Raw genomic sequence first — 22709 nt, 5'->3', positions numbered from 1 at the left:
CCCACATGCGGCGGAAGGGGCTTGTCGCGGCTCCCGCGGGCGTGGTTCACTGGCGCCTGCCGCATCACTGTAAACAAAACTTCCAATTGGCGGGTCACCCATGCAGCCGCTGTCATTCGGCCAGGAACGGCTCTGGTTCCTCCACCGGCTCGATCCGCTGGACCACTCCTACAACACCTGTCACGCCTACCGGCTGCACGGCGATCTCGACGTGACGGCGCTGGAGGCGGCCTTCACCGCCGTCGCCGCCCGGCACGAGACCCTCCGCACGCGGTTCGACGAGGTGGACGGCCGTCCGGCCGCGATCGTCCTGCCTCCCGCGCCGGTCACGGTGGAACGATTCGAGGCGGCGGGCGAGGAGGACGCGCGGCGCCTGGTCGCCCAGCGGGCCAACGCCCCGTTCGACCTGTCCGCCGGGCCGCCCATGCGGATCACGCTCGTCCAGCTCGGGCCGGCCGAGCACGTGCTGGCGGTGGCGCTGCACCACATCATCGCCGACGGCCTGTCGGTCACCGTGCTGCGCGACGAGCTGGCCCACCACTACGCGGGCCGCGGGCCGCTCCCGCCGCTGCCCCTGCAGTTCGGCGAGCACGCGCGGGCGGAACGCTCCAAGGACAGCTCCGCCGACCTGGCCTTCTGGACCGCGCGGCTGGCGGACGCGCCCGTCCTGGAGCTGCCCGGCGACCGGCCACGCCCGGCCCGGCGCACCGGCGACGGCGCGGAGGTCCAGTTCACACTGCCCGCGGACCTGACACAGCGGGTCGCCGAGTTCGCGCGGGAGCGCCGGTGCACGCCGTTCATGGTGCTGCTCGCGGCCTACCAGGTGCTGCTGTCGCGGCACAGCGGGCAGGTGGACTTCTGCGTGGGCTCGCCGGTGGGGGGCCGTGACCGCGTCGAGCTCGAGCCGATGATCGGTTTCCTGTCGAGCATGCTGGTCCTGCGGGCGGATCTCTCGGGTGAGCCGACGTTCGCGGACGTGCTGAAGCGCGCGCGCCGCACGCTCATCGAGGCCATGAGCCACGCCGACGTCCCGCTGGAGCGCCTGATCGGCGCGCTGGACGTGGAGCGCGACCTGAGCAGGACGCCGCTGTTCCAGACGATCTTCGGCCTGCACACGCACGGCGGCGAGCCGAACGAGGGCCCGCTGCCCGGGCTGCGCGAAACGCCGTTCCCCCCGGGCTGGGTCGCCGCGCGCACCGACCTGTCGCTCGACTTCTGGCCCTCCGCCGACGGCGGGCTCCTCGGCGTCCTGATCTACAGCACCGACCTGTTCGACCGGGAGACCGCCGAGCGGTTCACGGCCCGATTCGAGACGCTGCTCCGCTCGGCCGTAGCCGATCCGTCGGCTCCGATCAGCGCACTCGGCGTCCTGCCCGCCGAAGAGCGGCGAGCCCTGCTCTCCGAGGACACGGCCGTCCCGCTGCCTCCCGTGACGCTCGTGGACCTCTTCCTCGACCAGGTCGCCGCGCGCCCGGACGCCGTCGCCGTCACCGACGGTCGCGGCGACGACCTGACCTACGCCGACCTCGCCGACCGCGCCCGGGGCCTGGCCGTCCGGCTCCGGGACAAGGGCGTCGGGCCGGGCGCGCTCGTCGCGGTGCGACTGGAGCGCGGGCCCGCCATGCTCGTCGCCCTGCTCGGCGTGGCGATGTCGGGCGCGGCCTACCTCCCCGTGGACCCGGGATATCCGCAGGCGCGCGTGGACTACGTGATCGAGGACTCGGGGGCCGCGCTCGTCCTGACCTCGGCCGACCTCGACAACGTGGAGCCGTCGGCGTTCATGGGGGATCGGCCCCGGCCGGACACCACGGCCTACGTGCTCTACACGTCCGGCTCGACCGGCCGGCCGAAGGGCGTGGTCGTCCCGCACGGGGCCCTGACCAACTTCCTGCTCGCCATGCGGTCGCTCGTCGGAGGCGGTCCCGGCCACACGTGGCTGGCGCTGACCTCCCTGGCGTTCGACATCTCGGCCGTCGAGGTGTACCTGCCGCTGATCACGGGCGGCCGGGTCGTCGTGGCCGACGACGCCCGTGACGGCCGGGCGCTCGGCGACCTCATCCGGAGCAGCGGCGTCACCCACGTCCAGGCCACCCCCTCGGGCTGGCGGATCCTGCTCACCGGCGACCTTCCCCGCCTCACGGCCCTGGTCGGCGGCGAGCCGCTGCCGCTCCAGCTCGCCCGCGAGCTGCGGGCGAGGACCTCCCGCCTCGTCAACGTGTACGGCCCGACCGAGACGACGGTCTACTCCACGGCGTGGGAGGTCCCGGCCGAGCCGTACGAGATCGTGATCGGGCGGCCGGTGGCCAACACGACCGTCCACGTGCTCGACCCGGCCGGGGGGCTCGCGCCCATCGGCGTGCCGGGAGAGCTGGTCATCGGCGGCACGGGCCTCGCCGACGGATACCTGGGCCGCCCCGCTCTGACCGCCGAGCGTTTCGTGCCCGACCCGTACGGCCCGCCCGGCACGCGGCTCTACCGGACCGGCGACCGGGCCCGCCGCCGCGCCGACGGCACGGTGGAGTTCCTCGGCCGCACGGACAACCAGATCAAGCTCAGGGGCCACCGGATCGAGCTCGGCGAGGTCGAGGCGGTGCTGGAGGCCCACCCCGCCGTACGGCAGGCCGTCGTGGCGGTCCGCGACGAGACGCTCGTGGCCTTCGTCGTCGGCGAGATCGGCGGCCTGCGCGAGCACGCCGCCCGCGAGCTGCCCGGCTTCATGGTGCCCCAGTCGTTCGTCGAGCTGGAGGCGCTGCCGCTGACGCCGAACGGCAAGGTGGACCGCAAGGCGCTGCCGGACGCGACGGCTCCCGCCGGACGCGACGCCACGCCGCCGCGGACCGATGGCGAGCGCCTGGTCGCGGCCGTGTTCGCGGAGGTCCTGGGCCTCGACGAGGTGGGGGCGCACGACGACTTCTTCGCCCTCGGCGGCCACTCGCTGCTGGCCACGATGGTCACCGCGCGGCTGCCCGGACGGATCCCCGTGCGGGAGGTGTTCGCCCATCCCACGGTGGCGGGGCTGGCCGCGCTGCTCGACGTCCGCGCCCCCGGGCTCGGCGACGTCCCGGTTCCGCGCGCGGATGCGACGCCGCCCCTGTCCTTCGGCCAGGAACGGCTGTGGTTCCTCAACCGGATGGCCCCGGAGGCGGGCGCGGCGTTCAACATGTGGCTGGTGCGCCGCCTGCGCGGGCCGCTGGACGCCGAGGCGCTGGAGCGGGCGTTCGCCGAGGTCGCCGCCCGGCACGAGAGCCTGCGGACGCGCTTCCCCGACATCGACGGGGAGCCCGTCGTGGTGATCGACCCGCCCGGTCCCGTGGCGGTCGAGCGCCTGGAGGGGGACATGGAGGGGGGAGCCGCCACGCTGGTCGCCGAACGCGTCAACGCGCCCTTCGACCTGGCCGCGCGGCCGCCGCTGCGGGTCGCGCTGATCCGCCAGGGGGAGGGCGACCACGTCCTGTGCGTGGTGATGCACCACATCATCGGCGACGGCTGGTCGCTCAACCTCCTCCTCGACGAGCTGGCGGACCTCTACTCCGGCCGGGCCCTGCCGCCGGTGCCGCTCCAGTTCGGCGACGTCGCGGCCTGGCAGCGGCGGCTCGACCTCGCCCCCGAAACGGACGGGCTGCTGGCCTACTGGGGCGAGCAGCTCGCCGATCCGGCTCCGCTGGAGCTCCCCACCGACCGGCCGCGCTCGGCGGACGCCTCGGGCCGGGCCGGGCGCGTGGAGTTCCGCCTCCCGGCGGCCGAGGCCGACGCGCTGGCCGCCATGGGCAGGCGGCGCGGCGCGACGCTGTTCATGACCCTGGTCGCGGCCTACCAGGCGCTGCTCGCGCGGCACACCGGGCAGCCGGACATCCTCGTCGGCACGTCGGTCGCGGGCCGGGACACCGTCGAGCTGGAGTCGGTCATCGGCTACCTCACCGACGTGCTCGTCCTGCGCGGCGACCTCGCGGGAGACCCGACCTTCACCGAGCTGCTCGGCGCGACGCGGGCGCGGGTGCTCGACGCCTTCGCCCACCAGGGCATCCCGTTCGAACGGCTGGTCGCCTCGCTCCGGCTCGAACGCGACCTGACCCGCACGCCCGTCTTCCAGACGATGGCCATCCTGCACACGCAGGACTCGGGCCGGGTGCCGAAGTCGTTCCGCGGCCTGACCATCGGCCACTTCCCCGGCGGGCACGACCGGGCCAAGTTCGAGCTGATGCTGGAGGCGTGGCACGACGGCGGTGAGCTGCTGGTCGAGCTGGAGTACGACGCCGACCTGTTCGACGCCGCGACCGCCGGCGGGCTGGCGGCCCGGCTGGAGGGGCTGCTGCGCGCGGTCGCCGCCGACCCGGACCGGCCGCTGTCCGCGCTGCCGATGCTCACCGAGGCCGACCACGCCTTCCTCCGGTCGGTGTCCGAAGGGCCCGCGCTGCCCGCCGTGGCGAGGGTCCCGGAGATGGTGGCGAGAGCCGTGGAGGCTCACCCGGACGCGGTGGCGATCGGCTGCGCGGGGCGGACGGTCACCTACCGCGAGCTGGACGAGATGGCGACGCCCTCCTCGGCGGGGATCGTGGCGGTGCCGCTGGACCGGTCGCCCGAAGGGATCGCGGCGCTGCTCGGCGCGTGGAAGGCGGGCGCGGCCTACCTGCCGGTCGATCCGGCGCTTCCCGAAACCCGGCGGGCGTTCATGGCGGCCGAGATCGAGGGGGTGGCGGCCGGCGGCGCGGCCTACGTGATCTACACGTCGGGCTCGTCCGGCACGCCGAAGGGCGTGGTCGTCGACCACGACGGCCTGGCCGCCCGGGTCGCCTGGATGAAGGACGCCTACGGCCTCGGGCCGGGCGACCGGATCGTCCAGTTCGCCGCGCTGAGCTTCGACACGCACGCCGAGGAGATCTACCCGGCCCTCGCCGCCGGGGCCCGCCTGGAGCTGCTGCCCGGCGGGGCGGTGACGCTGCCCGACCTCCTCAAGACGCCCGAGGGCCGGCTGGTCACCGTGCTCGACCTGCCCACGGCGTACTGGCACCACCTCGTCGGCCAGATCGACGACGTGGCGTGGCCGCCGTCGCTGCGGCTGGTCATCCTCGGCGGCGAGCAGGTCCAGGCGGGAGCCGTGGCCCGGTGGCGGGAGCGGTTCGGCGACCGCGTGCGGCTGGTCAACACCTACGGCCCCACCGAGGCGACGATCATCGCGACCGCCGCCGAGCTGGGCGACGACCCGAGGCCGCCGATCGGGCGGCCCATCGGCGGCACCCGCGCCGTCGTCCTGTCCGAGCGGGGGACGCTCCTGCCGCCGGGCGCGCCGGGCGAGCTCTGCCTCGGCGGCGCCGGTCTGGCCCGCGGCTACCTGCGGCGTCCCGGCCTGACCGCCGAGCGGTTCGTCCCCGACCCGTGGGGCCCGCCCGGCGCGCGGCTCTACCGGACCGGCGACCGCGCCCGGTGGCGGCCCGACGGGCAACTCGAGTTCCTCGGCCGGATCGACGACCAGGTCAAGGTGCGCGGCTTCCGCGTCGAGCCCGGCGAGGTCGAGGCCCGCCTGCTCGCCCACCCGCTCGTACGGCAGGCCGCCGTGGCCGCCGTTGACGACACGCTGGCCGGATACGTGGTCGCGGACGGGCCGGTGGAGTGCTCCGCGCTCGCCGAGTTCGCCGCCGGGGCGCTCCCGCCGTACATGGTGCCGTCGAGCTGGGTGTTCCTCGACGCGCTGCCGCTGACCCGGCACGGCAAGGTCGACCGGAGGGCGCTGCCCGCGCCCTCCCCCGCCGCCGTGGCGGCGGCGTCGGTGCCCCCGCGCACCGACGCCGAGCATCTCGTCGCCGACGTGTACGGCGAGGTGCTCGGGATCGAGCAGGTCGGGGCGCTCGACGACTTCTTCGCGATCGGCGGCCACTCGCTCCTCGCCATCCGCGTGACGGCGAGGATCCGCGCCATCACGGGCGTGGACGTGCCGATCCGGGCGATGTTCGAGGGCGCCACGGTGGAGGCCCTCGCCCGGACGGTCGAGGACCTGCTCGTCGCGGAACTGGCCGAGCTGTCCGACGAGGAAGCGGCCCGACTGGCGATGGAGGTCTCATGAGCTACCAGGTCGTGGTGAACCACGAGGAGCAGTACTCGATCTGGCCGGCGGACAGCCCGCCGCCGGACGGCTGGCGGCCCGAGGGGACGTCCGGCACCAAGGAGGAGTGCCTCGACCACATCGAGCGTGTCTGGACCGACATGCGGCCGAAGAGCGCCCGGTGACGCACGTGACCGCGCGGTTCTCGGGCGGCCGGGACCGCAGCGGCCCGCTGACGACCGCGCAGGCCAACATGGTCGGCTGCGTGCTCCGCGACCCGCCCGAGCACATGAACTACCGCGTCGTGCGGCAGTTGCCGCAGGACGTGACGGCGGCCAGGGTCGCGGAGGCCGTGGGGCTGTTGATTTCGCGGCACGAGTCGCTCCGCACGACCTTCCACGACGGCGTCCAGCGCGTCAGCGCCGAAGGCGAGCTGGCGATCGAGGTGACCGAGGACGAGGCGGTCGGGGCGCGCCTGCGGGAGCGGCGGTTCGACCTCGCGGGCGAGCCCCCGCTCCGCGCGGCGGTGATCACGGCGGGGGGCGTCCCCCGGCAGATCGTGTTCGTCACCACGCACAGCACGGTCGACGCGAGCGGCCTGGCCGTGCTGCTCGCGGACTGGGACGTGATAATCCAGGGCAAGCCCCTGGAGGCCGTCACGGCTCCGCAGCCGCTGGACGTGGCCGAGACGGAGCGGACGCCGGCGAGCGTCCGCAGGGCGGCGGCCGCGCTGCGCTACTGGGAGGCCCAGCTCAGGCGGATCCCGCGGTCGACGCTCACGGTCAGGGTCGACGACAGCCAGACCGACTGGAAGCTGCCGCGGCTCCGGGTCCGCTCGGTGGCGGCGGCCCGGGCCCTCGGCCGGATCGGCGCCCGGACGGGAGTGAGCGGCTCGGCCGCCGTGCTGGCGGCGTTCGGGGCGCTCGCCGGCCTGCGGGCGGGCCAGCCCATCTGCCCGGTGATCTCCATCTCCGCCAACCGGTACCGGCCCGAGCTGCGCGACCACGTGGGACCGCTCGCCCAGGACGCGCTGATCCCGATCGACATCGCCGGGCCGTCCTTCGACGCCCTCCTCCAGAGCACCCGCGCGGCCTCGCTGGCGGCCTACCAGAACAGCCGCTTCGACTCCGCGGCGCTCGTGGAGATCATGGAGGAGGTCCAGAAGTCGAGGGGCGTGTTCTTCGCCAGGGACCTCGTCTTCAACGACATGAGCGTCCCCGGGCAGGGCGGGCGCGTGAGCCGCGATCCGTCCGGCGCGCCGGACATCCGGTCCGTGTGGCTCCCGGAGGAGACGCTGCCGACCCGGGTCTCCCTCTGGGTGAACCGGCTGCAGGGCGAGGCCGACGTCACGCTCTGGGCCGACCCCCGATGCCTGCCCCGCGACGACGCCCAGGCCCTCGGCGAGGGGATCATGCGGCTGCTCATCGAGGCGGGCGACCGCGACGTGGACCTGTCCGAGCTGACCGCCCTCACCGGCATCGCGCCCCTCCCCCGGGGCGACGGCTGGCTCGTCGCCGACTCGTGCTGGGTCGACCTGGCCGAGGTCGAGCGGCTCGTGGCCGACGCCGTGGACGGCTCCTCGCGGGTCGTGGCCGTTCCCGACGAGGAGCTCGGCCACCGGCTCGTCTGCCACCTGACGGCTCCGATCACGCCGGAGGAGGCCCGCTCGGCCTGTCTCGCCAAGCTGCCGGGCCGGATGGCGGCGATGGCGCCCCACGACTATGTGATCCGCCGCTGAGTCAGGCGGGCACGAGCGTGGGGAGGGCCTTGGCCAGCTCGCGGCTCCAGTAGGGCCAGTCATGGGTGCCGGGGCCGTAGAAGTCCGTGGTCACGGGCACGCCCGCGCCCCGCGCGGCGGCGGCGAAGCGGCGGTTGCGCTCCAGGATCGCGCGCTCCCCTGTGTCGACGGGGCCGCCCGGGGTGTCGAGCGGGCCCGGCTCACCGTTGCCGCACGACAGGAAGAGGTGGACGCCCTTGAGCCGTCCCACCAGGTCGGCCGGGTTGTGCGCCTTCCAGACGTCCGGCCGGTCCGCGGCCCTGCCCCACACGTCACGGGGGTCCACGCCGTAGGAGCGCATCAGGCCCTCCAGCCCGGCGGGGTCGTAGCCGGTGTCGATCACGCCCGAGAACGACGCGGCGGCCTGGAAGACACCGGGGTGCCTGGCGGCGTACGCGAGAGCGCCGAGCCCGCCCATGGACAGGCCCGCGATCGCCCGCCGGTCCCCCACGCCGTAACGGCTCTCCACGATCGGCCGGACCTCAGTCATGTGGAAGGTCTCCCAGGCCGGGCCGTTGAGCCAGTCGGAGTACCAGCTCATCGCGCCGCCTTCGGGGACGACCACGACGGCCCTGAGCCCGGCCGTGATCCGCTCGGCGTCGCCGTACGCCAGCCAGGCGTCGCCGCCGCTCACGCAGCAGCCGTGCAGCAGGTAGAGCACCGGCCAGCCGGTCGAGCCCTCTTTCCAGCCCGGCGGCTTGAGCACCCAGACCGAGCCCTCGCGGCCGAGCGCGGGCGACTGGATCGAGAGCCGGTCCACGCGTTCGCTCACCGCCTCCACATCGGCCAGGCGCGCGCCCGGGATGGGACTCGGGATGGCACTCGGGGTGGGACTCGGGGTGACGCTCGGGGTCGTCGCCGGGCGCCCGGCCATGGTCTCGCCACACGCTGACAGCGCGATGACCAGCACCGACCCCAAAACCGCCGTAATAGCGACGAATCGGCGCATCTCTGTTCTCCTGACGGTGGGGGGGACCGTGCAGACGACTGCTTGACGACTACTGACGACACCCAAAGTTAAGAGGGGCGCCCATGGGCGTTCAACTTAGTCACCCCAAAGGGGGCATCCCTCTGGCTAGTTTCGGGACACCCCCGCCCCTGGGGGTGCTGATGTCGCAGGTAGAAGGAGTCACTCGTGCGAGTGCTGGCCGTTGTCCCCGCCCGTGGAGGTTCGGTGGGCGTCCCCCTGAAGAACCTGGAGAAGGTGGGAGGCACCCCGCTCGTCGCGCGAGCCGTCTCGGCGTCTCTGCGCGCCGCGCTGGTCGACGAGGTCGTCGTCAGCACCGACCACCCCCGGATCGCCGAGGTCGCCTCCGAGGCGGGCGCCCGGATCGTGAACCGCCCGGCGGACCTCAGCGGCGCCGCCGCCTCCAGCGAGTCGGCCGTCCTGCACGCCCTGGGAAGCCTGGACGAGGACCCGGAGGTCGTCGTCCTCGTCCAGTGCACCAGCGCCTTCATCGACCCCGAGGACCTCGACGCGGCCGTCGCGAAGGTTCTCGCGGGCGAGGCCGACTCGGTGTTCTCCGGCATGGAGACCTACGAGTTCGTCTGGACGGGCGACGGCGACGGCGTCAACCACGACCCCGCGACCCGCCCCCGCCGCCAGGACCGCGAGCCGAACTTCCGCGAGACCGGCGCGTTCTACGTCATGCGTACGGCCGGCCTGCGCGAGCACGGGCACCGCTTCTTCGGCAAGGTCGCCGTCCAGCCCGTCCCCGCCCGGCACGCGGTCGAGGTCGACACGCCGGAGGACCTGGAGATCGTCCGCGCTCTCGCCCCGATCGTTGACGAGCCGCTCCCGATCGACGTGGACGCCGTGGTCACCGACTTCGACGGCGTGCACACCGACGACCGGGCGTTCGTCGACTCCGACGGCCGGGAGATCGTCGCGGTCAGCCGGTCGGACGGCATGGGCGTCGCCCTGCTCAAGCGGTCCGGCGTCAAGGTGCTCGTGCTGTCCACGGAGCGGAACCCCGTGGTCGCCGCCCGCGCCGCCAAGCTCGGCGTTCCGGTGATCCAGGGGCTCGGCGCCAAGCACACGGCCCTGCGCGACTGGCTGGCGAGCGAGGGCCTCGACCCCGAGCGGGTGGCCTACGTCGGCAACGACGTCAACGACCTGGCCTGCATGGCCCTGGTGGGCTGGCCGGTGGCCGTGCCGGACGCGCACTCCCGCGTCCGGGCCGCCGCCCGCGTCGTGCTCTCGACGCCCGGCGGGGCGGGAGCCGTACGGGAACTGTCCGACCGGGTGCTCGCCGCCCGCCCGGCGGTGAGCGACACCACCCCGATCACGACCGCGTCCGTCACCGCGCGATCGCTGGCGGCGAGCCCGGCGCCGGTGCGGATCGGCGACTCACTGGTCGGGCCCGGGCAGCCGGTCTACATGATCGGTGAGATCGGCATCAACCACAACGGCGACATCGAGATCGCCCGCAGGCTGATCGACGTGGCGGCCGACGCGGGCTGCCAGGCCGTCAAGTTCCAGAAGCGGACCCCCGAGATCTGCGTGCCGCTGGAGCAGCGCGGCCAGATCCGGCAGACGCCGTGGGGCGAGATGACCTACATGGAGTACAAGATCCGGACCGAGTTCGGCCTGGACGAGTACACCCAGATCGCCAAGTACTGCGCGGAGCGCGGCATCGACTGGTTCGCCTCCCCGTGGGACGTCCCCTCCGTCGAGTTCCTGGAGGACATGGACGTCATCACCCACAAGGTGGCCTCCGCTTCGGTGACCGACCATGAGCTGCTGCGGGCCCTCGCGGCGACCGGCAAGCCGATCATCCTGTCCACCGGCATGTCGACCCTCGAGGAGATCGACAAGGCGGTGGAGATCATCGGCACCTCTAAGCTGGTGCTCATGCACGCCACCTCGACCTACCCGCTGCCTCCGGAGGAGGCCAACCTCCGCACGATCGTCACCCTCCAGGAGCGGTACGGCGTGCCGGTCGGCTACTCCGGGCACGAGCGCGGCCTGCAGATCTCGCTCGCGGCGGTGACGCTCGGCGCGGTGACCGTGGAGCGGCACATCACGCTGGACCGCACGATGTGGGGCTCCGACCACGCCGCGTCCCTGGAGCCCAGCGGACTGGAGCACCTCGTCCGGGACATCCGGATCATCGAGACCGCCCTCGGTGACGGCGTCAAGCGCGTCTTCCCCGGCGAGGAGGCCCCCCGGGCCCGCCTGCGCCGGGTCACCGCCTGACCTCGCGGAGGGATCATGGTCACGCTTTCGGTGATCGTCCCGGTCCGGGACGGCGAGCCGTACCTGGGCGACGCCCTGGCCTCGCTGGTCCGCAACAGGCCGCGCGACTTCGAGTTCGAGGTCGTCGTCGTGGACGACGGGTCGGTGGACGCCACACCGGCGGTGATCGAGGACTTCCGGCATGACCTGCCGGAGCTCGCGGTCGCCCGCAACGCCGTCCCCGTCGGGCTGGCGGACGCCCGCAACATGGGTCTCAAGCTGGCCTCGGGCCGGTACGTCACGTTCCTCGACGGCGACGACTGGTTCGCGCCGGGCTATCTGGCGCGGCTGGTCGCGGCGATCGACGGGCTCGGCTGCGACTTCGTCCGCGTGGACCACGTCCAGGTGGAGGGCCGCAAGCGGGAGACCCACCGGGCGCCCGAGCCGAGGCGCGGCGTCGTGCTCGACCCGCGCGACGGCATCATGCCGGCGGACTACAAGACGATGGTCGACTACCCCTACGCCTGGGCCGGGATCTACCGCCGGGAGCTGGGCGACCTCCTCACGTTCCCGAGCGGGCTGCACACCGCCGAGGACCGCCCGTGGATCTGGCGGCTCCACCGGCGGGCCCGGTCGTTCGCGGTGGTGTCGCTCGCCGGGCTGTTCTACCGGCGCGGGGTCCCGGCCTCGCTCACCCAGATCGGGGACGAGCGGCAGCTCCACTTCTTCGACGCCTACGACCTGATCCTGGACGAGGTGGAGCCGGAGTTCCTGCCGAAGGCCGCCCGCAACCTGTGCGCGCTCCTCGCCCACCACGCCGAGCTGGCCGGCAGGTTCACGCCCCCGCTGCGGGCCCGCTTCGACGAGCGGGCCGCCGCGGCGCTGAGGCGGCTGCCCGCGGAGATCCTGACCGGCGCGCTCGGCGGCATGGAGCCCGAGGGCGATCGCCGGGCCCTGCTGGAGCCGTACATCCCGGGAGGGATCCGTGCCTGACAGATCACGGCTGTTCTACGCGTCGACGTTCTTCGGCGCCATGACCCTCGCCGCGGCCATCGACGAGGGGCGGTTCAGCCCCACACCGGCGGACAGGGGCCGCCGCGTCCTCCTGGTGTCCAACAACGCCGCCATCCCCGAGGTCACCCCGCCGCTCGACGAGGCCCCCGGCTTCGCGGCCCTGCGCGGCAGGTTCGACCAGGTCGTGTCCTGGAACGAGCTGATCGCGCCGCTGCACCCGTCGGACTGGAAGGCCCGCGCGATCGAGACGCCGATGCTCGGCCGCCTGCTCGCGGAGCGGTTCGGCGAGCTGGACGAGCTGGTCCTGGAGTCGATCCCGGTGCCGCCGGCGCGCACGATCGCGGGGCTGCTCAAGGACACCCCGATCACCGTCTACTCCGACGGCCTGATGAGCTACGGCCCCACCCGTGACCCGCTCCCCCACGAGATCAGCGGGCGGATCACCCGCCTGCTCCACCTCGATCTCGTGCCGGGCCTCGCCCCTCTGCTCCTCTCCGAGTACGGCGTGCCCGCCGAGGCCCTGTCCGGGTCGTCCTTCACGACCGTCGTGCGCCAGGTCTCGGTCGGCGACAGCGTGCCGGGGGCGAAGGCGATGATCCTGGGGCAGTACCTCTCCTCGCTCGGCATCCTCACCCCGCAGGAGGAGGCCGGGCTGCACGAGCGGATGCTCCGGGCACTGGCGGCGCGCGGGCACCGGACGGTGCTGTTCAAGGCGCACCCCGCCGCCGGACGGCGGCACGCCCGGGAGCTGCGGCCCGTGGCCGACGAGCTCGGCGTCGAGCTGGTGGTGGCCAGGGAGACGACCCCGGCCGAGGTCTGCTTCGCCGTTAACCGCCCCGAGCTGGTCGTGGGGTGCTTCTCCACGGCGCTGGTGACCGCGCGGCGCTTCTTCGGCATCCCGGTCGCGACGATCGGCGGCGACACCGTTCTCGAACGGCTCTCGCCGTACGAGAACAGCAACCGGATCCCGGCGACGATCGCCGACGCGAGCCTCCCCCGGCTGGAAGCGGACGGCTCGATCACCGAGCCGCCGCCCGCCGACGTGAGCGCCCTGGTGAGCGCCGTGGGCTACTGCATGCAGAGCGCGGCCTATCCGGGCCTGCGGGAGGCGGCTACGCGCTACCTGGAGACCAACGGCGCGGCGCGCTACTTCAAGGGCCGCCGCCTGGCGGCACTGGAGCTGGCCCCCGAGCAGCGCCAGCTCCGCCCCGCGTCGCGGCTGCGCCGCCTGCTCTCGCGCTGATCAGAATGTCTTGAGGTAGCGGCGCATGCGGCGCTTGGCGCGGTAGCCGTACCTCAGCACCTTGGGCGGGACCTCCAGGCGGAGCCGGGCGCGGCGGCGGGCGGTGGCGTGCTCGGGCCCGTCGAGGACCGACCTCGCGGGCACGAGCCGTCCCGCCCGAGCGTCCTCCACCAGCGCGGAGATCCGGGCGATCCAGTCGCTCGCCGCGGCGTCGTGGAAGTAGTTGGCCCGGCACCACTCCTCGGTCGGCATGCGGAAGCCGGCCTCGGCCAGGTCGTCCATCGTGCCGAGGCAGCCGCTGCCCTCGAAGACCAGGTTGATCATCTCTGCGCTGACCCCGAAGTCGGACAGCACGAGCAGCGGCACCCGCTGCGCGATCGCCTCCAGCGCGGCGGTCGAGCTGACCGTGACGAACCCGGCGGCGTGGGTGAGATGCTCGTGCATGGCGCCGGTGGCGAACCGCACCGCGTCCCGGTGTGGGAGGCGGCCCTCCTCGGCCATCTCCGTCCAGAGCGTCTCGTAATGGTGCCGCTCGTTGTGTGTCTGCCGCTCGGATTCACGGGCCCTGAGCTTGACCACGACGTCGAGGTCGGGCCGGGCCACGGCCAGCGCGGCGAGCGCGAGCAGGACCTCCTCCCGCTCCTCCCGGCGGCGCGGCACCTTCGCCTGGGTGGCGAAGACCACCCGGTCGCGCTGAGCCGGGCTCGCCTGGGGCGCGGCGGCGCTCAGGTCGAGGTACGGCAGGCGGGCCAGCGCGACCCCGCCGCCCCCGCCCAGCTCGCGGCCGATGGCGGAGAACTCCGCCACCTCCCGGCCGCTGTGCACGACGAACAGGTCGCAGCCGCTGCGGTAGAGCCACGCCTTCTCGGTGGCGGGCACGGAGATGCCGGGCAGCCCCGACACGAACACGGGGCGGGGCCGCAGGTCGGAAAGGATCTCCGCGGCGAGCGCGTCGACGACCGGGCCGGTGCAGGCGAGCAGCACCACGTCGGGCTGGAACCGCTCCGCGGCCCTGCGGAGCTGGCGGGCCGACAGGACCGGCGCGGGCGCGCTCCGGGTGCCGCTCACCGCCGCCTCGATCTGGCCCTCCGACGGCGTGATCGGCGTGCGGACCACGGTGAGCTCCGTGGTCCACGACGCGGGGAGCGCGTTCAGAAGGCCCGCGGCCCACTTCAGATACGAGTCGGAGTCGGCGACGGCGAGCACGCGGGTCAAGGAGCAACCTTTCGCGGGGTTTCATGAGCGAAGAGCTGGAGATGCGAGCGCAGGGACGGACCGGCCGAGGCGGTCCACCAGTCGTCGGGGACGTCCACGGTGTCCACGGAGACGCCCCGGGCGGACAGCAGCACGCGCAGCGACGTCACGGCGGTGGACGGCAGGCTGAGCACGCGCTGGCCGGGGCGCAGGTCCCGCAGGGTCATCTCGGCGGGGATGCCCGCGTCGTAGACGGTGAGGCCGGAGATCCGCCGCACCCGGTCGAGGTCGCGCGGGTCCTCGCGGCGGTGGGGGTAGTACGCCACCGGCTCCTCGATGCGCTCCAGCCAGTGGAGGTAGCGGTCGCGGTGGATCAACCCGTTGCGGACGAGTGAGGTGCCCAGCACGACCGTGCGCTCGTCCGGCGGCCGGTCGGCGGGCTTCGACCGCAGCCAGGCGAAGTCGTGCCCCACCAGCTCGGCCCCTGTGTCCCGCACGGCCTGGGCGAGGTCCTCCGGCACGGGAAGCGCGGTGAAGACGGTCAGGTTCCTGCTCCGCAGGCGGATCCCGGCGGCGGTCGCGAGCACCGTGCGGCCGAGGCTCGCCTTCCCTCGCGCCCGCAGCAGCGGCCGGCGCGCGGTGACGAGTTCGAGCAGGCGGATCGTGGCGAGGCCGTCGTCGACCAGGACCGTGCGGCCGGGGATCGAGGTGACCAGCGCGAGCTGGACCCGGCCGGAGAAGGCGTCGCCCACCACCCACGTGCGGCCCGGCCTCGGCATGCGGCCCGCCGGCTCGTCGAACTCCAGGCCCTCGGGGAGGCCGAGCCGCTTGAGCTCGCGGCGCGTCAGCCTCAGCGCGGGCAGCCCGGCACGCGGCACCACGCGTGTGGTGCTCCCGAGGAGCCCGGCGTGGTGCGCCTCGACGACGCACAGAAGCTGAAGAGGGGACTCGACCCAGGCGACGGCCGGTCCTACGTTCCGTAAAGACCCGTTCACGACGCGCTCACAATATCCGGTGAAGAAGACACGGGCGGGAACACCCGGTGAACAGAGCCCGAAGGGATCATCATGCGGCGATGGGGCAGCATGGAGGCATGGAAGACATCACCTTGAACAACGGTGTGGTCATGCCGCAGCTCGGCTTCGGCGTCTGGCAGGTTCCCGACGACGAGGCGGAGAAGGCCGTGGCCACGGCCCTGGACGCCGGATACCGGAGCATCGACACCGCCAAGCTCTACTGGAACGAGCGCGGGGTCGGCCGTGCCGTACGGGACTCGGGGATTCCCCGTGACGACCTGTTCGTCACGACGAAGCTGTGGAACGACGAACACGACTACGACAAGGCCCTGTGGGCCTTCGACGAGAGCATGGACCGGCTCGGGCTCGACGTGCTCGACCTCTACCTGATCCACTGGCCGGTCCCGTCGCGCGGCAAGTACGCCGAGGCGTGGAAGGCCCTGGAGAAGCTGTACGCCGACGGACGGGTCCGGGCCGTCGGCGTCTCGAACTTCACGATCGAGACGCTGCGCCGGCTGTTCGACGAGACCGGCGTGGTGCCCGCGGTCAACCAGATCGAGCTGCACCCCCAGTTCCCCCAGCGGGAGCTGCGCGCCTTCCACGCCGAGCACGGCATCGCCACCGAGGCGTGGAGCCCCCTCGGGCAGGGCCGGGGCCTGCTCGACCTGCCCGAGCTCGCCGACATCGCCGCGAAGAACGGCAAGAGCCCGGCCCAGGTGGTGCTGCGCTGGCACCTCCAGATCGGCAACGTCGTCATCCCGAAGTCGGTGACGCCGTCCCGGATCGCTGAGAACATCGACGTCTTCGACTTCGAGCTCACCGCCGCCGACATGGCCGCCGTCGACGCGCTCGACAACGGCCGGCGGCTCGGCCCGGACCCGGCGGTCTTCGACTGGATGGGTTAACCCAGGCGACACGCGTTTCCGCTGACAGGGGCACGGCAATGCTTTAGGCCGTGCCCCTGTTCAGAGGATGGTGTTCCTGGCTCGCCGCGATGCTGGTGCTGGCCGCCACGCTGGCCGGAGCCGCCCGCGGGGAGCCCGCGGCCCCGCACCGTCCGAACATCGTGCTGATCCTGACGGACGATCTGGACACCACCGATCTCCAGAGGTTTCCCAACATCTGGAATCTGCTGGTCCGGCAGGGCGCGTCGTTCTCGCACTTCTTCGTCACGAACCCGTGGTGCTGCCCGTCCCGGTCGTCGCTCCTCCGCTCGCAGTACGTGCACAGCCATCAGGTGGAGAGCAACCGGTCCCCGACCGGCGGTTTCCCGAAATTTCGGCCTATGGAGTCATCCACGGTCGGCACGTGGATGCACGACGCCGGCTACCGCACCGCCCTGTTCGGCAAGTACCTGAACCAGTACCCGTCCGGCGCGCCCCGGTCCTACATCCCGCCCGGCTGGGACGAGTGGGCGGTGCCCGTCACCCGGCTCTACCAGGAGTACGGCTACGCCCTCAACGAGAACGGGACGGTCTTCCAGTACGGCGACGCCCCGGGCGACTACCTGGAGGACGTCCTCAGCGGCAAGGCCGACCGGTTCGTCGCGGAAACCGACCCCTTCTTCCTCTACCTCGCGCCCGTGGCGCCCCACCTGCCGGCCCACCACGCTCCGCGCCACGACGCGGCGTTCACCGGGGAGCCCGCGCCCCGGACGCCCTCGTTCGACCAGGAGGACATGTCCGCCGAGCCGTTCTGGCTACGGGAGAGGCCGCACCTGTCGGCAAGGGACGTCAAGCGGATCGACCGGGTCCACGAGAACCGGATGCGCGCCATGCTCGGCGTGGACGACATGGTCGGCGCCCTCGTCTCCTCGCTCGCCCACGCGGGGCGGCTCGACGACACCTACATCTTCCTCACCTCCGACAACGGCTTCCATCTCGGCCAGCACCGGCTGCTCCCGGGCAAGACGACGCCGTTCGAGGAGGACATCCGCGTCCCGATGGTGGTGAGAGGGCCCGGCATCGCCCCCGGCAGCACGATCGACCGCCTCGCCTCCACCGTTGACCTCTCCCCCACGTTCGCCGAGCTGGGCGGGGCCGCCACGCCGGATTTCGCCGAGGGCCGCTCGCTCGTCCCGCTCCTCCAGGGGCGGGAGGTGCCGTGGCGCGACGCCGTGCTCGTGGAGTTCGTCCACGCGGCGTACTCCCCCGGCTGCCCGCCGACCTACAACGCGCTGCGCACCGACCGGTACAGCTACGTGGAGTACGAGACGGGCGAGCGGCAGCTCTACGACCTGTACGCCGACCCCGGCGAGCTGCGCAACATCGCCACGACCGCCGACCCGGTCCTCGTCGGCACGCTGTCCGCGCGCCTGGCCGTACTGCACGAGTGCGGTGGCGGGACCTGCCGGATCGCCGACGCCGCCCAGCTGTGGCTGAGGGCCCGCATGGCGCGGGCGCCGCCCGGCGGCGCCCGCAAGCAGTAGACGTCGCGGCCGCCGCCCCTTCCGGGCGGCGGCCGCCTTAGGAGCCACCTGGTGACGCGCGCCTCGGCGTGAGCTGTAAAGATCGTGAGCATGGAGATGACCCCCGTGCCCGGCTACACACTTCTCGGTGGCGGTTACCACGCCGTCATCAGCGAGCGCGGCGGGGCGTTACGGTCCCTGCGCCACGGCGACCGGGACCTGGTGACGGCGTGGGGCGAGGACGACCCCATCCGCTACTACAGCGGCACCCTGCTCGCCCCCTGGCCGAACCGGGTCGTCGGCGGCGTCTACTCCTTCGGAGGCGAGCGGCACAGCCTGACCGTCAACGAACCCGAGCGGGGGCACGCGCTGCACGGCCTGGCAGCCGACCGCCCGTGGAGGTGCGCGGAGTTCCTCTCCCTCGAGGACGAGCGCGGTTTCGTACGGCTGACCCACACGGTCGAGCCGGCCCCGGGATATCCGTTCCGGATCGCGCTGGAGGTGCGGTACGCGCTGTCCGCCGAGGGGCTGGCGACGACGCTGAACGCCACGAACATCGGCGAGGCGGCCGCTCCGTACGGCTGCGGCTCCCACCCGTGGCTGCTGGCCGGGGCCGACGTGCGGGAGTACGAGCTCGACCTGCCCGCGTCGCGCGTGCTCCTCACCGACGAGTCGCTCGCACCCCGCGCCGTCGAGGACGTGGCGGCGACGCCGTACGACTTCCGGAGCCCGCGCGTGGTCGGGGACACCGCGATCGACAACGCCTTCACCGGGCTCACCACCGGGCGCGTACGGCTCCGCGGCCCGGACGGCGAGGTGGAGGTGTTCTGGGACGCGGCGACCATGCCCTGGGTCCAGATCTGCACCGGCACGGGGCTCGCCCACCGCGGGCTGGCGGTGGAGCCGATGACCTGCCCGCCCGACGCGTTCAACTCGGGCACCGACCTGGTCGTCCTCAAGCCGGGCGACACCCACCGAGCGACCTGGACCATCCGTGGATAGCAGGACGAAGAGGCGGCTCTCCCCCGCCCAGCTGGACGCGCTCGCCCTCGACGCCCTGGGCGCGGGGGTCGTGTCCTCGGAGGAACTGGCCGACGGCTTCGCCAACGCCGTGTGGCTGCTCGGCCTCGCGGACGGCCGCCGGGTCGTGCTGAAGGTGGGCCCGCCGCCGGACCTGCGGCTGCTCACCTACGAGCGCAACCTGCTGCGCACCGAGGCCATGGTCTACGGCCTCGCCGCCCCGCTCGGGCTGCCGCTGCCGTCCCTCCTGCACGCGGCCTTCGACGACCCGCGGCTCGGCGGCGACTACCTGATCCTGTCGGCGCTCGACGGCGTGCCGTGGAACCGGGCCTCGCCGGGCCCCGCCGAGGAGGCCGCGCTCCGGTTCGAGGTCGGCCGTCACCTGGCCCGGCTGCACTCGATCCCCGGCACGGGCGTCTTCGGCTACCCCTACGCGGGCCTGACCGGCCGGACCTGGCGGGAGGCGTTCCTCGCCATGACGGGGGCCATGCTGGAAGACGCCGTCCACTACGGGACGCCGCTGCCCGTGTCGCTCGTCGAGATCGCCGGCCTCGTCCACGCCAACGCCGCCGCGCTCGACGAGGTGGTCACGCCGTCGCTGATCCACTTCGACGTGTGGCCGGGCAACGTCTTCCTGACGGAGGACAATCGCGTCCAGGCGCTGATCGACCACGAGCGGGCGTTCTGGGGCGACCCGCTGGCCGAGTTCGTCACTCCCACGATCTTCGGGGAGGTCCGGGACGACGACCCGCTGCTGGCCGGCTACCGGGCGGCGGGCGGCACGATCGAGCTCACCGGGGCCGCGGAGATCCGGATCGCGCTCTACCAGGTCTACCTCTACCTGATCCTGCTGGTGGAGAACGGCCCCCGGCAGTATCCCGAGGAGTCCTACGCCCGCATCCGCGACCTGGCCACTCAGTCCCTGGCCCGGAGCCTCGGCGTGCTCAGGCGTTGAGCACGAGGGAGCCGCCGCAGCCGTTGCCGGTGTGGGGCTCGGAGTCTCCCGTCGCGGCTACGGCCGCCGGGACGCCGACCGTGAGCGAGGCCACGAGCGTCGTGACCATGACCGCCGCACCCATGCTCGTCATGCCTGAACTCACGCGAACCCCCAAAAGACGGCAGACCGATCACCAACGTATCCCCTGGAGGCCCTCCCCGGTAGGCCCCTCCCATGAGATGATTTCAGTGGGTGTTGAATTACGGGGCTGTCGAATCCGGGGTGATGAATCATGGAGACCACCTGCGTCATCGCGGGCGGCGGGCCCGCTGGAGCGATGCTCGGACTGCTCCTGGCCCGCGCCGGCGTGGACGTGACGCTTCTGGAGAAGCACGCCGACTTCCTGCGCGACTTCCGCGGGGACACGATCCATCCCTCCACACTCCAGGTGCTCGACGAGCTCGGGCTGGCCGGGGAGTTCCACCGGCTGCCGCACCACAAGGCGTACGGCATGGCCCTGGAGACCGACGACGGGCGCGTGCCGATCGCCGACCTGACCCGGCTCCACGCCAAATACCGCTACATCGCCTTCGTCCCGCAGTGGGACTTCCTCAACCTGATCACCGCCAAGGCCGCGGAGCACTCCAACTTCAGGCTCCTCATGAACGCCCAGGTCATCGATCTCATCCGGGAGGACGGCGCCGTCCGGGGCGTCCGCTACCGCGACGAATCGGGCGGCGAGCACGAGATCCGCGCCACGCTCACCGTGGCCGCCGACGGGCGCGGCTCGGACGTCCGGCGGGCGGCGGGGCTCGTGCCCAAGGAGTACGGCGCGCCGATGGACGTGGTGTGGTTCCGCCTGCCGCGCCAGGAGGGCGACCCCGGGCAGCCGTTCATCCGGGCGTCCTCCGGCCACCTGATGGTGGCGATCAACAGGGAGACGCACTGGCAGCTCGCCTACGTGATCCCCAAGGGCGGCTTCGACGACCTCAGGTCCGGGGGGATCGGCACACTCCGCTCCACCGTCGCCCGGCTGCTGCCGTTCCTCGGCGACCGGGTCGGCCAGATCCGGGACTTCGGCGACGTGAGCGTGCTCCAGGTGGCCGTGAACCGGCTGAGCCGCTGGCACCTGCCGGGGCTGCTGCTGATCGGAGACGCCGCGCACGCCATGTCGCCGGTCTTCGGCGTCGGGATCAACCTCGCCGTGCAGGACGCCGTCGCAACGGCCAACATCGTGGGCCCGGCCCTGCTGCGGGGCGAGGCTCCGGAGGCCCTGCTGGCCAAGGTGGAGCACCGCAGGATGGTGCCCACCATGATCACTCAGGCCGCCCAGAGGACGGTGCAGGACCGCCTGATCCGCCCGGCCCTGGACGCCAGGCCGCTCAGGATGCCGCCGGTGGCCCGGCTCCCGGTCATCGGCCCGCTGGCGCGCCGCTTCGTCGGCCTCGGGGTCCTCCCGGAGCACGTGCGGCTGACCCAAAAGGGATCTCACTAAATGGACGTCATGGGGGTCACGGCGGGGATGGTGCAATAACCTAGTCTGTCGTGAGCGCTTTCAACCTTGATACCTGGCGTGACCTGCCCGCGGCCCAGCAGCCCGAGTGGCCCGACCGCGGCGAGCTGGACAAGGTCGTCGCCGAGCTGGAGGGCCTTCCTCCGCTGGTGTTCGCGGGCGAGTGCGACCAGCTCAAGGACAGGCTGGCGGCCGTCGCCAAGGGTGAGGCCTTCGTGCTCCAGGGCGGCGACTGCGCGGAGACCTTCGCCGCCGCCACGGCCGACAACGTCCGCAACAAGCTCAAGACGCTGCTGCAGATGGCGATCGTGCTCACCTACGCGGGCCGCGTCCCGGTCGTCAAGATCGGCCGGCTGGCCGGGCAGTTCGCCAAGCCCCGGTCCAAGAACACCGAGGTCAGGGGCGGCGTCGAGCTGCCGGCCTACCGCGGCGACATGGTGAACGGCTTCGACTTCACCGCCGAGGCGCGCCGCCCGGACCCGGGCCGGCTGCTGCGCGCCTACCACTCGTCGGCCGTCACGCTCAACCTCGCGCGGGCCTTCACCAAGGGCGGCTACGCCGACCTGCGGCAGGTGCACGCCTGGAACCAGGACTTCGTCGCCGAGTCGCCCGCCGGGCGCCGCTACGAGCAGCTCGCCCGGGAGATCGACCAGGCGCTCGCGTTCATGCGGGCCTGCGGGGCCGACCCCGAGGAGTTCCACACCGTCGAGTTCTACTCCTCGCACGAGGCGCTGATCCTCGACTACGACCGGGCGCTCACCAGGATCGACTCCCGGACCGGCCTGCCGTACGACGTGTCGGCGCACATGGTGTGGATCGGCGAGCGCACCCGCCAGCTCGACGGCGCGCACGTGGAGTTCTTCAGCCGGATCCGCAACCCGATCGGCGTGAAGCTCGGCCCCACGACCACGCCCGAAGAGGCGGTCGCCCTGATCGACAAGCTCAACCCCGACAACGAGCCGGGACGGCTGACCTTCATCAGCCGCATGGGCGCGGGCAAGGTCCGCGACGCGCTCCCCACGCTGGTCGAGAAGGTCAGGGCCAGCGGCGCCAACGTGGCCTGGATCTGCGACCCCATGCACGGCAACACGTTCGAGGCCCCGAGCGGCCACAAGACCCGCCGGCTCGACGACGTCCTCGACGAGGTCGCGGGCTTCTTCGAGGTGCACCACGCGCTGGGCACCCACCCCGGCGGCGTCCACATCGAGTTCACCGGCGACGACGTGACCGAGTGCGTGGGCGGCGGGCACGGGCTCGCCGAGGCGGACCTGGCGCTGCGTTACGAGACGGCCTGCGACCCGCGGCTCAACCGTGGGCAGTCCCTCGACCTGGCCTTCCGGGTCGCCGAGCTGTACCGGTCGAGCTGACCCCGC

Annotated in this window: 16 protein-coding genes; 12 read left to right on the top strand and 4 right to left on the bottom strand. The window is 72.9% G+C overall.

The annotated features are described in order from the left end of the window. Nucleotides 1–100: 100 nt before the first annotated feature. Genes ABH927_RS12165 through ABH927_RS12155 form a run of 3 tightly spaced genes read left to right on the top strand, consistent with a single transcriptional unit; the run spans nucleotide 101 to nucleotide 7775 of the window. Nucleotides 101–6058: an amino acid adenylation domain-containing protein gene (locus ABH927_RS12165; RefSeq protein ID WP_370020904.1), complete on the top strand. Its 5958-nt coding sequence runs from the start codon at nucleotides 101–103 to the stop codon at nucleotides 6056–6058. Then, nucleotides 6055–6222, top strand: coding sequence for an MbtH family protein (locus tag ABH927_RS12160; RefSeq protein ID WP_370020902.1), 168 nt, complete (start codon nucleotides 6055–6057; stop codon nucleotides 6220–6222). Before ABH927_RS12165 ends, ABH927_RS12160 begins: the two co-directional genes overlap by 4 nt. Further along, complete coding sequence (locus tag ABH927_RS12155) at nucleotides 6219–7775, top strand: condensation domain-containing protein (protein ID WP_370020900.1); 1557 nt, start codon at nucleotides 6219–6221, stop codon at nucleotides 7773–7775. The genes ABH927_RS12160 and ABH927_RS12155 overlap by 4 nt, the downstream gene beginning before the upstream one ends. Before the next feature lies 1 nt (nucleotide 7776). On the opposite strand, the gene ABH927_RS12150 is transcribed toward ABH927_RS12155, so the two are convergent. After that, nucleotides 7777–8763 (bottom strand): alpha/beta hydrolase, encoded by a 987-nt coding sequence (locus ABH927_RS12150; RefSeq protein WP_370020898.1) that lies wholly within the window; start codon nucleotides 8761–8763, stop codon nucleotides 7777–7779. Nucleotides 8764–8949: 186 nt separating this feature from the next. Between ABH927_RS12150 and ABH927_RS12145 the strand changes: the two genes are divergently transcribed. From ABH927_RS12145 to ABH927_RS12135, 3 genes are read left to right on the top strand one after another with little or no spacing between them, the layout of a single operon-like run. After that, the gene (locus ABH927_RS12145; RefSeq protein ID WP_370020896.1) at nucleotides 8950–11013 is read left to right on the top strand and encodes an N-acetylneuraminate synthase family protein; all 2064 of its coding nucleotides are present in this window, start codon (nucleotides 8950–8952) and stop codon (nucleotides 11011–11013) included. 15 nt (nucleotides 11014–11028) lie between these two features. After that, complete coding sequence (locus tag ABH927_RS12140; RefSeq protein ID WP_370020894.1) at nucleotides 11029–11985, top strand: glycosyltransferase family 2 protein; 957 nt, start codon at nucleotides 11029–11031, stop codon at nucleotides 11983–11985. Beyond that, on the top strand, nucleotides 11978–13249 hold the full coding sequence (locus tag ABH927_RS12135; protein WP_370020892.1) for an alpha-2,8-polysialyltransferase family protein: 1272 nt from the start codon (nucleotides 11978–11980) through the stop codon (nucleotides 13247–13249). Before ABH927_RS12140 ends, ABH927_RS12135 begins: the two co-directional genes overlap by 8 nt. On the opposite strand, the gene ABH927_RS12130 is transcribed toward ABH927_RS12135, so the two are convergent. Both ABH927_RS12130 and ABH927_RS12125 read right to left on the bottom strand, forming a co-directional pair. Continuing rightward, on the bottom strand, nucleotides 13250–14455 hold the full coding sequence (locus ABH927_RS12130) for a DUF6716 putative glycosyltransferase (RefSeq protein WP_370021268.1): 1206 nt from the start codon (nucleotides 14453–14455) through the stop codon (nucleotides 13250–13252). Between the two features lie 5 nt (nucleotides 14456–14460). Then, entirely contained in the window at nucleotides 14461–15438 is a 978-nt protein-coding gene (locus ABH927_RS12125; RefSeq protein ID WP_370020890.1) for a hypothetical protein, read from the bottom strand. A gap of 98 nt (nucleotides 15439–15536) precedes the next feature. Between ABH927_RS12125 and ABH927_RS12120 the strand changes: the two genes are divergently transcribed. The 4 genes from ABH927_RS12120 (at nucleotide 15537) to ABH927_RS12105 (ending at nucleotide 19841) form a co-directional block, all read left to right on the top strand. Next, the gene (locus tag ABH927_RS12120) at nucleotides 15537–16364 is read left to right on the top strand and encodes an aldo/keto reductase (protein WP_370020888.1); all 828 of its coding nucleotides are present in this window, start codon (nucleotides 15537–15539) and stop codon (nucleotides 16362–16364) included. A gap of 50 nt (nucleotides 16365–16414) precedes the next feature. After that, nucleotides 16415–17887, top strand: coding sequence for a sulfatase (locus ABH927_RS12115; protein ID WP_370020886.1), 1473 nt, complete (start codon nucleotides 16415–16417; stop codon nucleotides 17885–17887). Nucleotides 17888–17977: 90 nt separating this feature from the next. Next, a complete protein-coding gene (locus tag ABH927_RS12110; RefSeq protein ID WP_370020884.1) occupies nucleotides 17978–18868 on the top strand; it encodes an aldose 1-epimerase family protein in 891 nt (296 codons plus the stop codon). Then, entirely contained in the window at nucleotides 18861–19841 is a 981-nt protein-coding gene (locus ABH927_RS12105) for a phosphotransferase family protein (protein WP_370020882.1), read from the top strand. The genes ABH927_RS12110 and ABH927_RS12105 overlap by 8 nt, the downstream gene beginning before the upstream one ends. Here ABH927_RS12105 and ABH927_RS12100 read toward each other — a convergent pair. After that, entirely contained in the window at nucleotides 19831–19974 is a 144-nt protein-coding gene (locus ABH927_RS12100) for a hypothetical protein (protein ID WP_370020881.1), read from the bottom strand. The two genes, ABH927_RS12105 and ABH927_RS12100, sit on opposite strands and share 11 nt — an antisense overlap. Nucleotides 19975–20115: 141 nt before the next feature. Between ABH927_RS12100 and ABH927_RS12095 the strand changes: the two genes are divergently transcribed. Together ABH927_RS12095 and ABH927_RS12090 are read left to right on the top strand one after the other, a co-directional pair. After that, on the top strand, nucleotides 20116–21318 hold the full coding sequence (locus ABH927_RS12095) for an FAD-dependent oxidoreductase (protein ID WP_370020879.1): 1203 nt from the start codon (nucleotides 20116–20118) through the stop codon (nucleotides 21316–21318). Nucleotides 21319–21368: 50 nt separating this feature from the next. Further along, nucleotides 21369–22703, top strand: coding sequence for a class II 3-deoxy-7-phosphoheptulonate synthase (locus ABH927_RS12090; RefSeq protein WP_370020877.1), 1335 nt, complete (start codon nucleotides 21369–21371; stop codon nucleotides 22701–22703). The last annotated feature ends 6 nt before the right edge of the window (nucleotides 22704–22709 follow it).

The organism is Planotetraspora sp. GP83 (assembly GCF_041262585.1).
In the GTDB taxonomy this organism is placed as follows: Bacteria; Actinomycetota; Actinomycetes; order Streptosporangiales; family Streptosporangiaceae; genus JAOEGB01.
The sequence above is the reverse complement of the archived record's forward strand: the minus strand, read 5'-3'. Positions and strand labels throughout refer to the sequence as shown.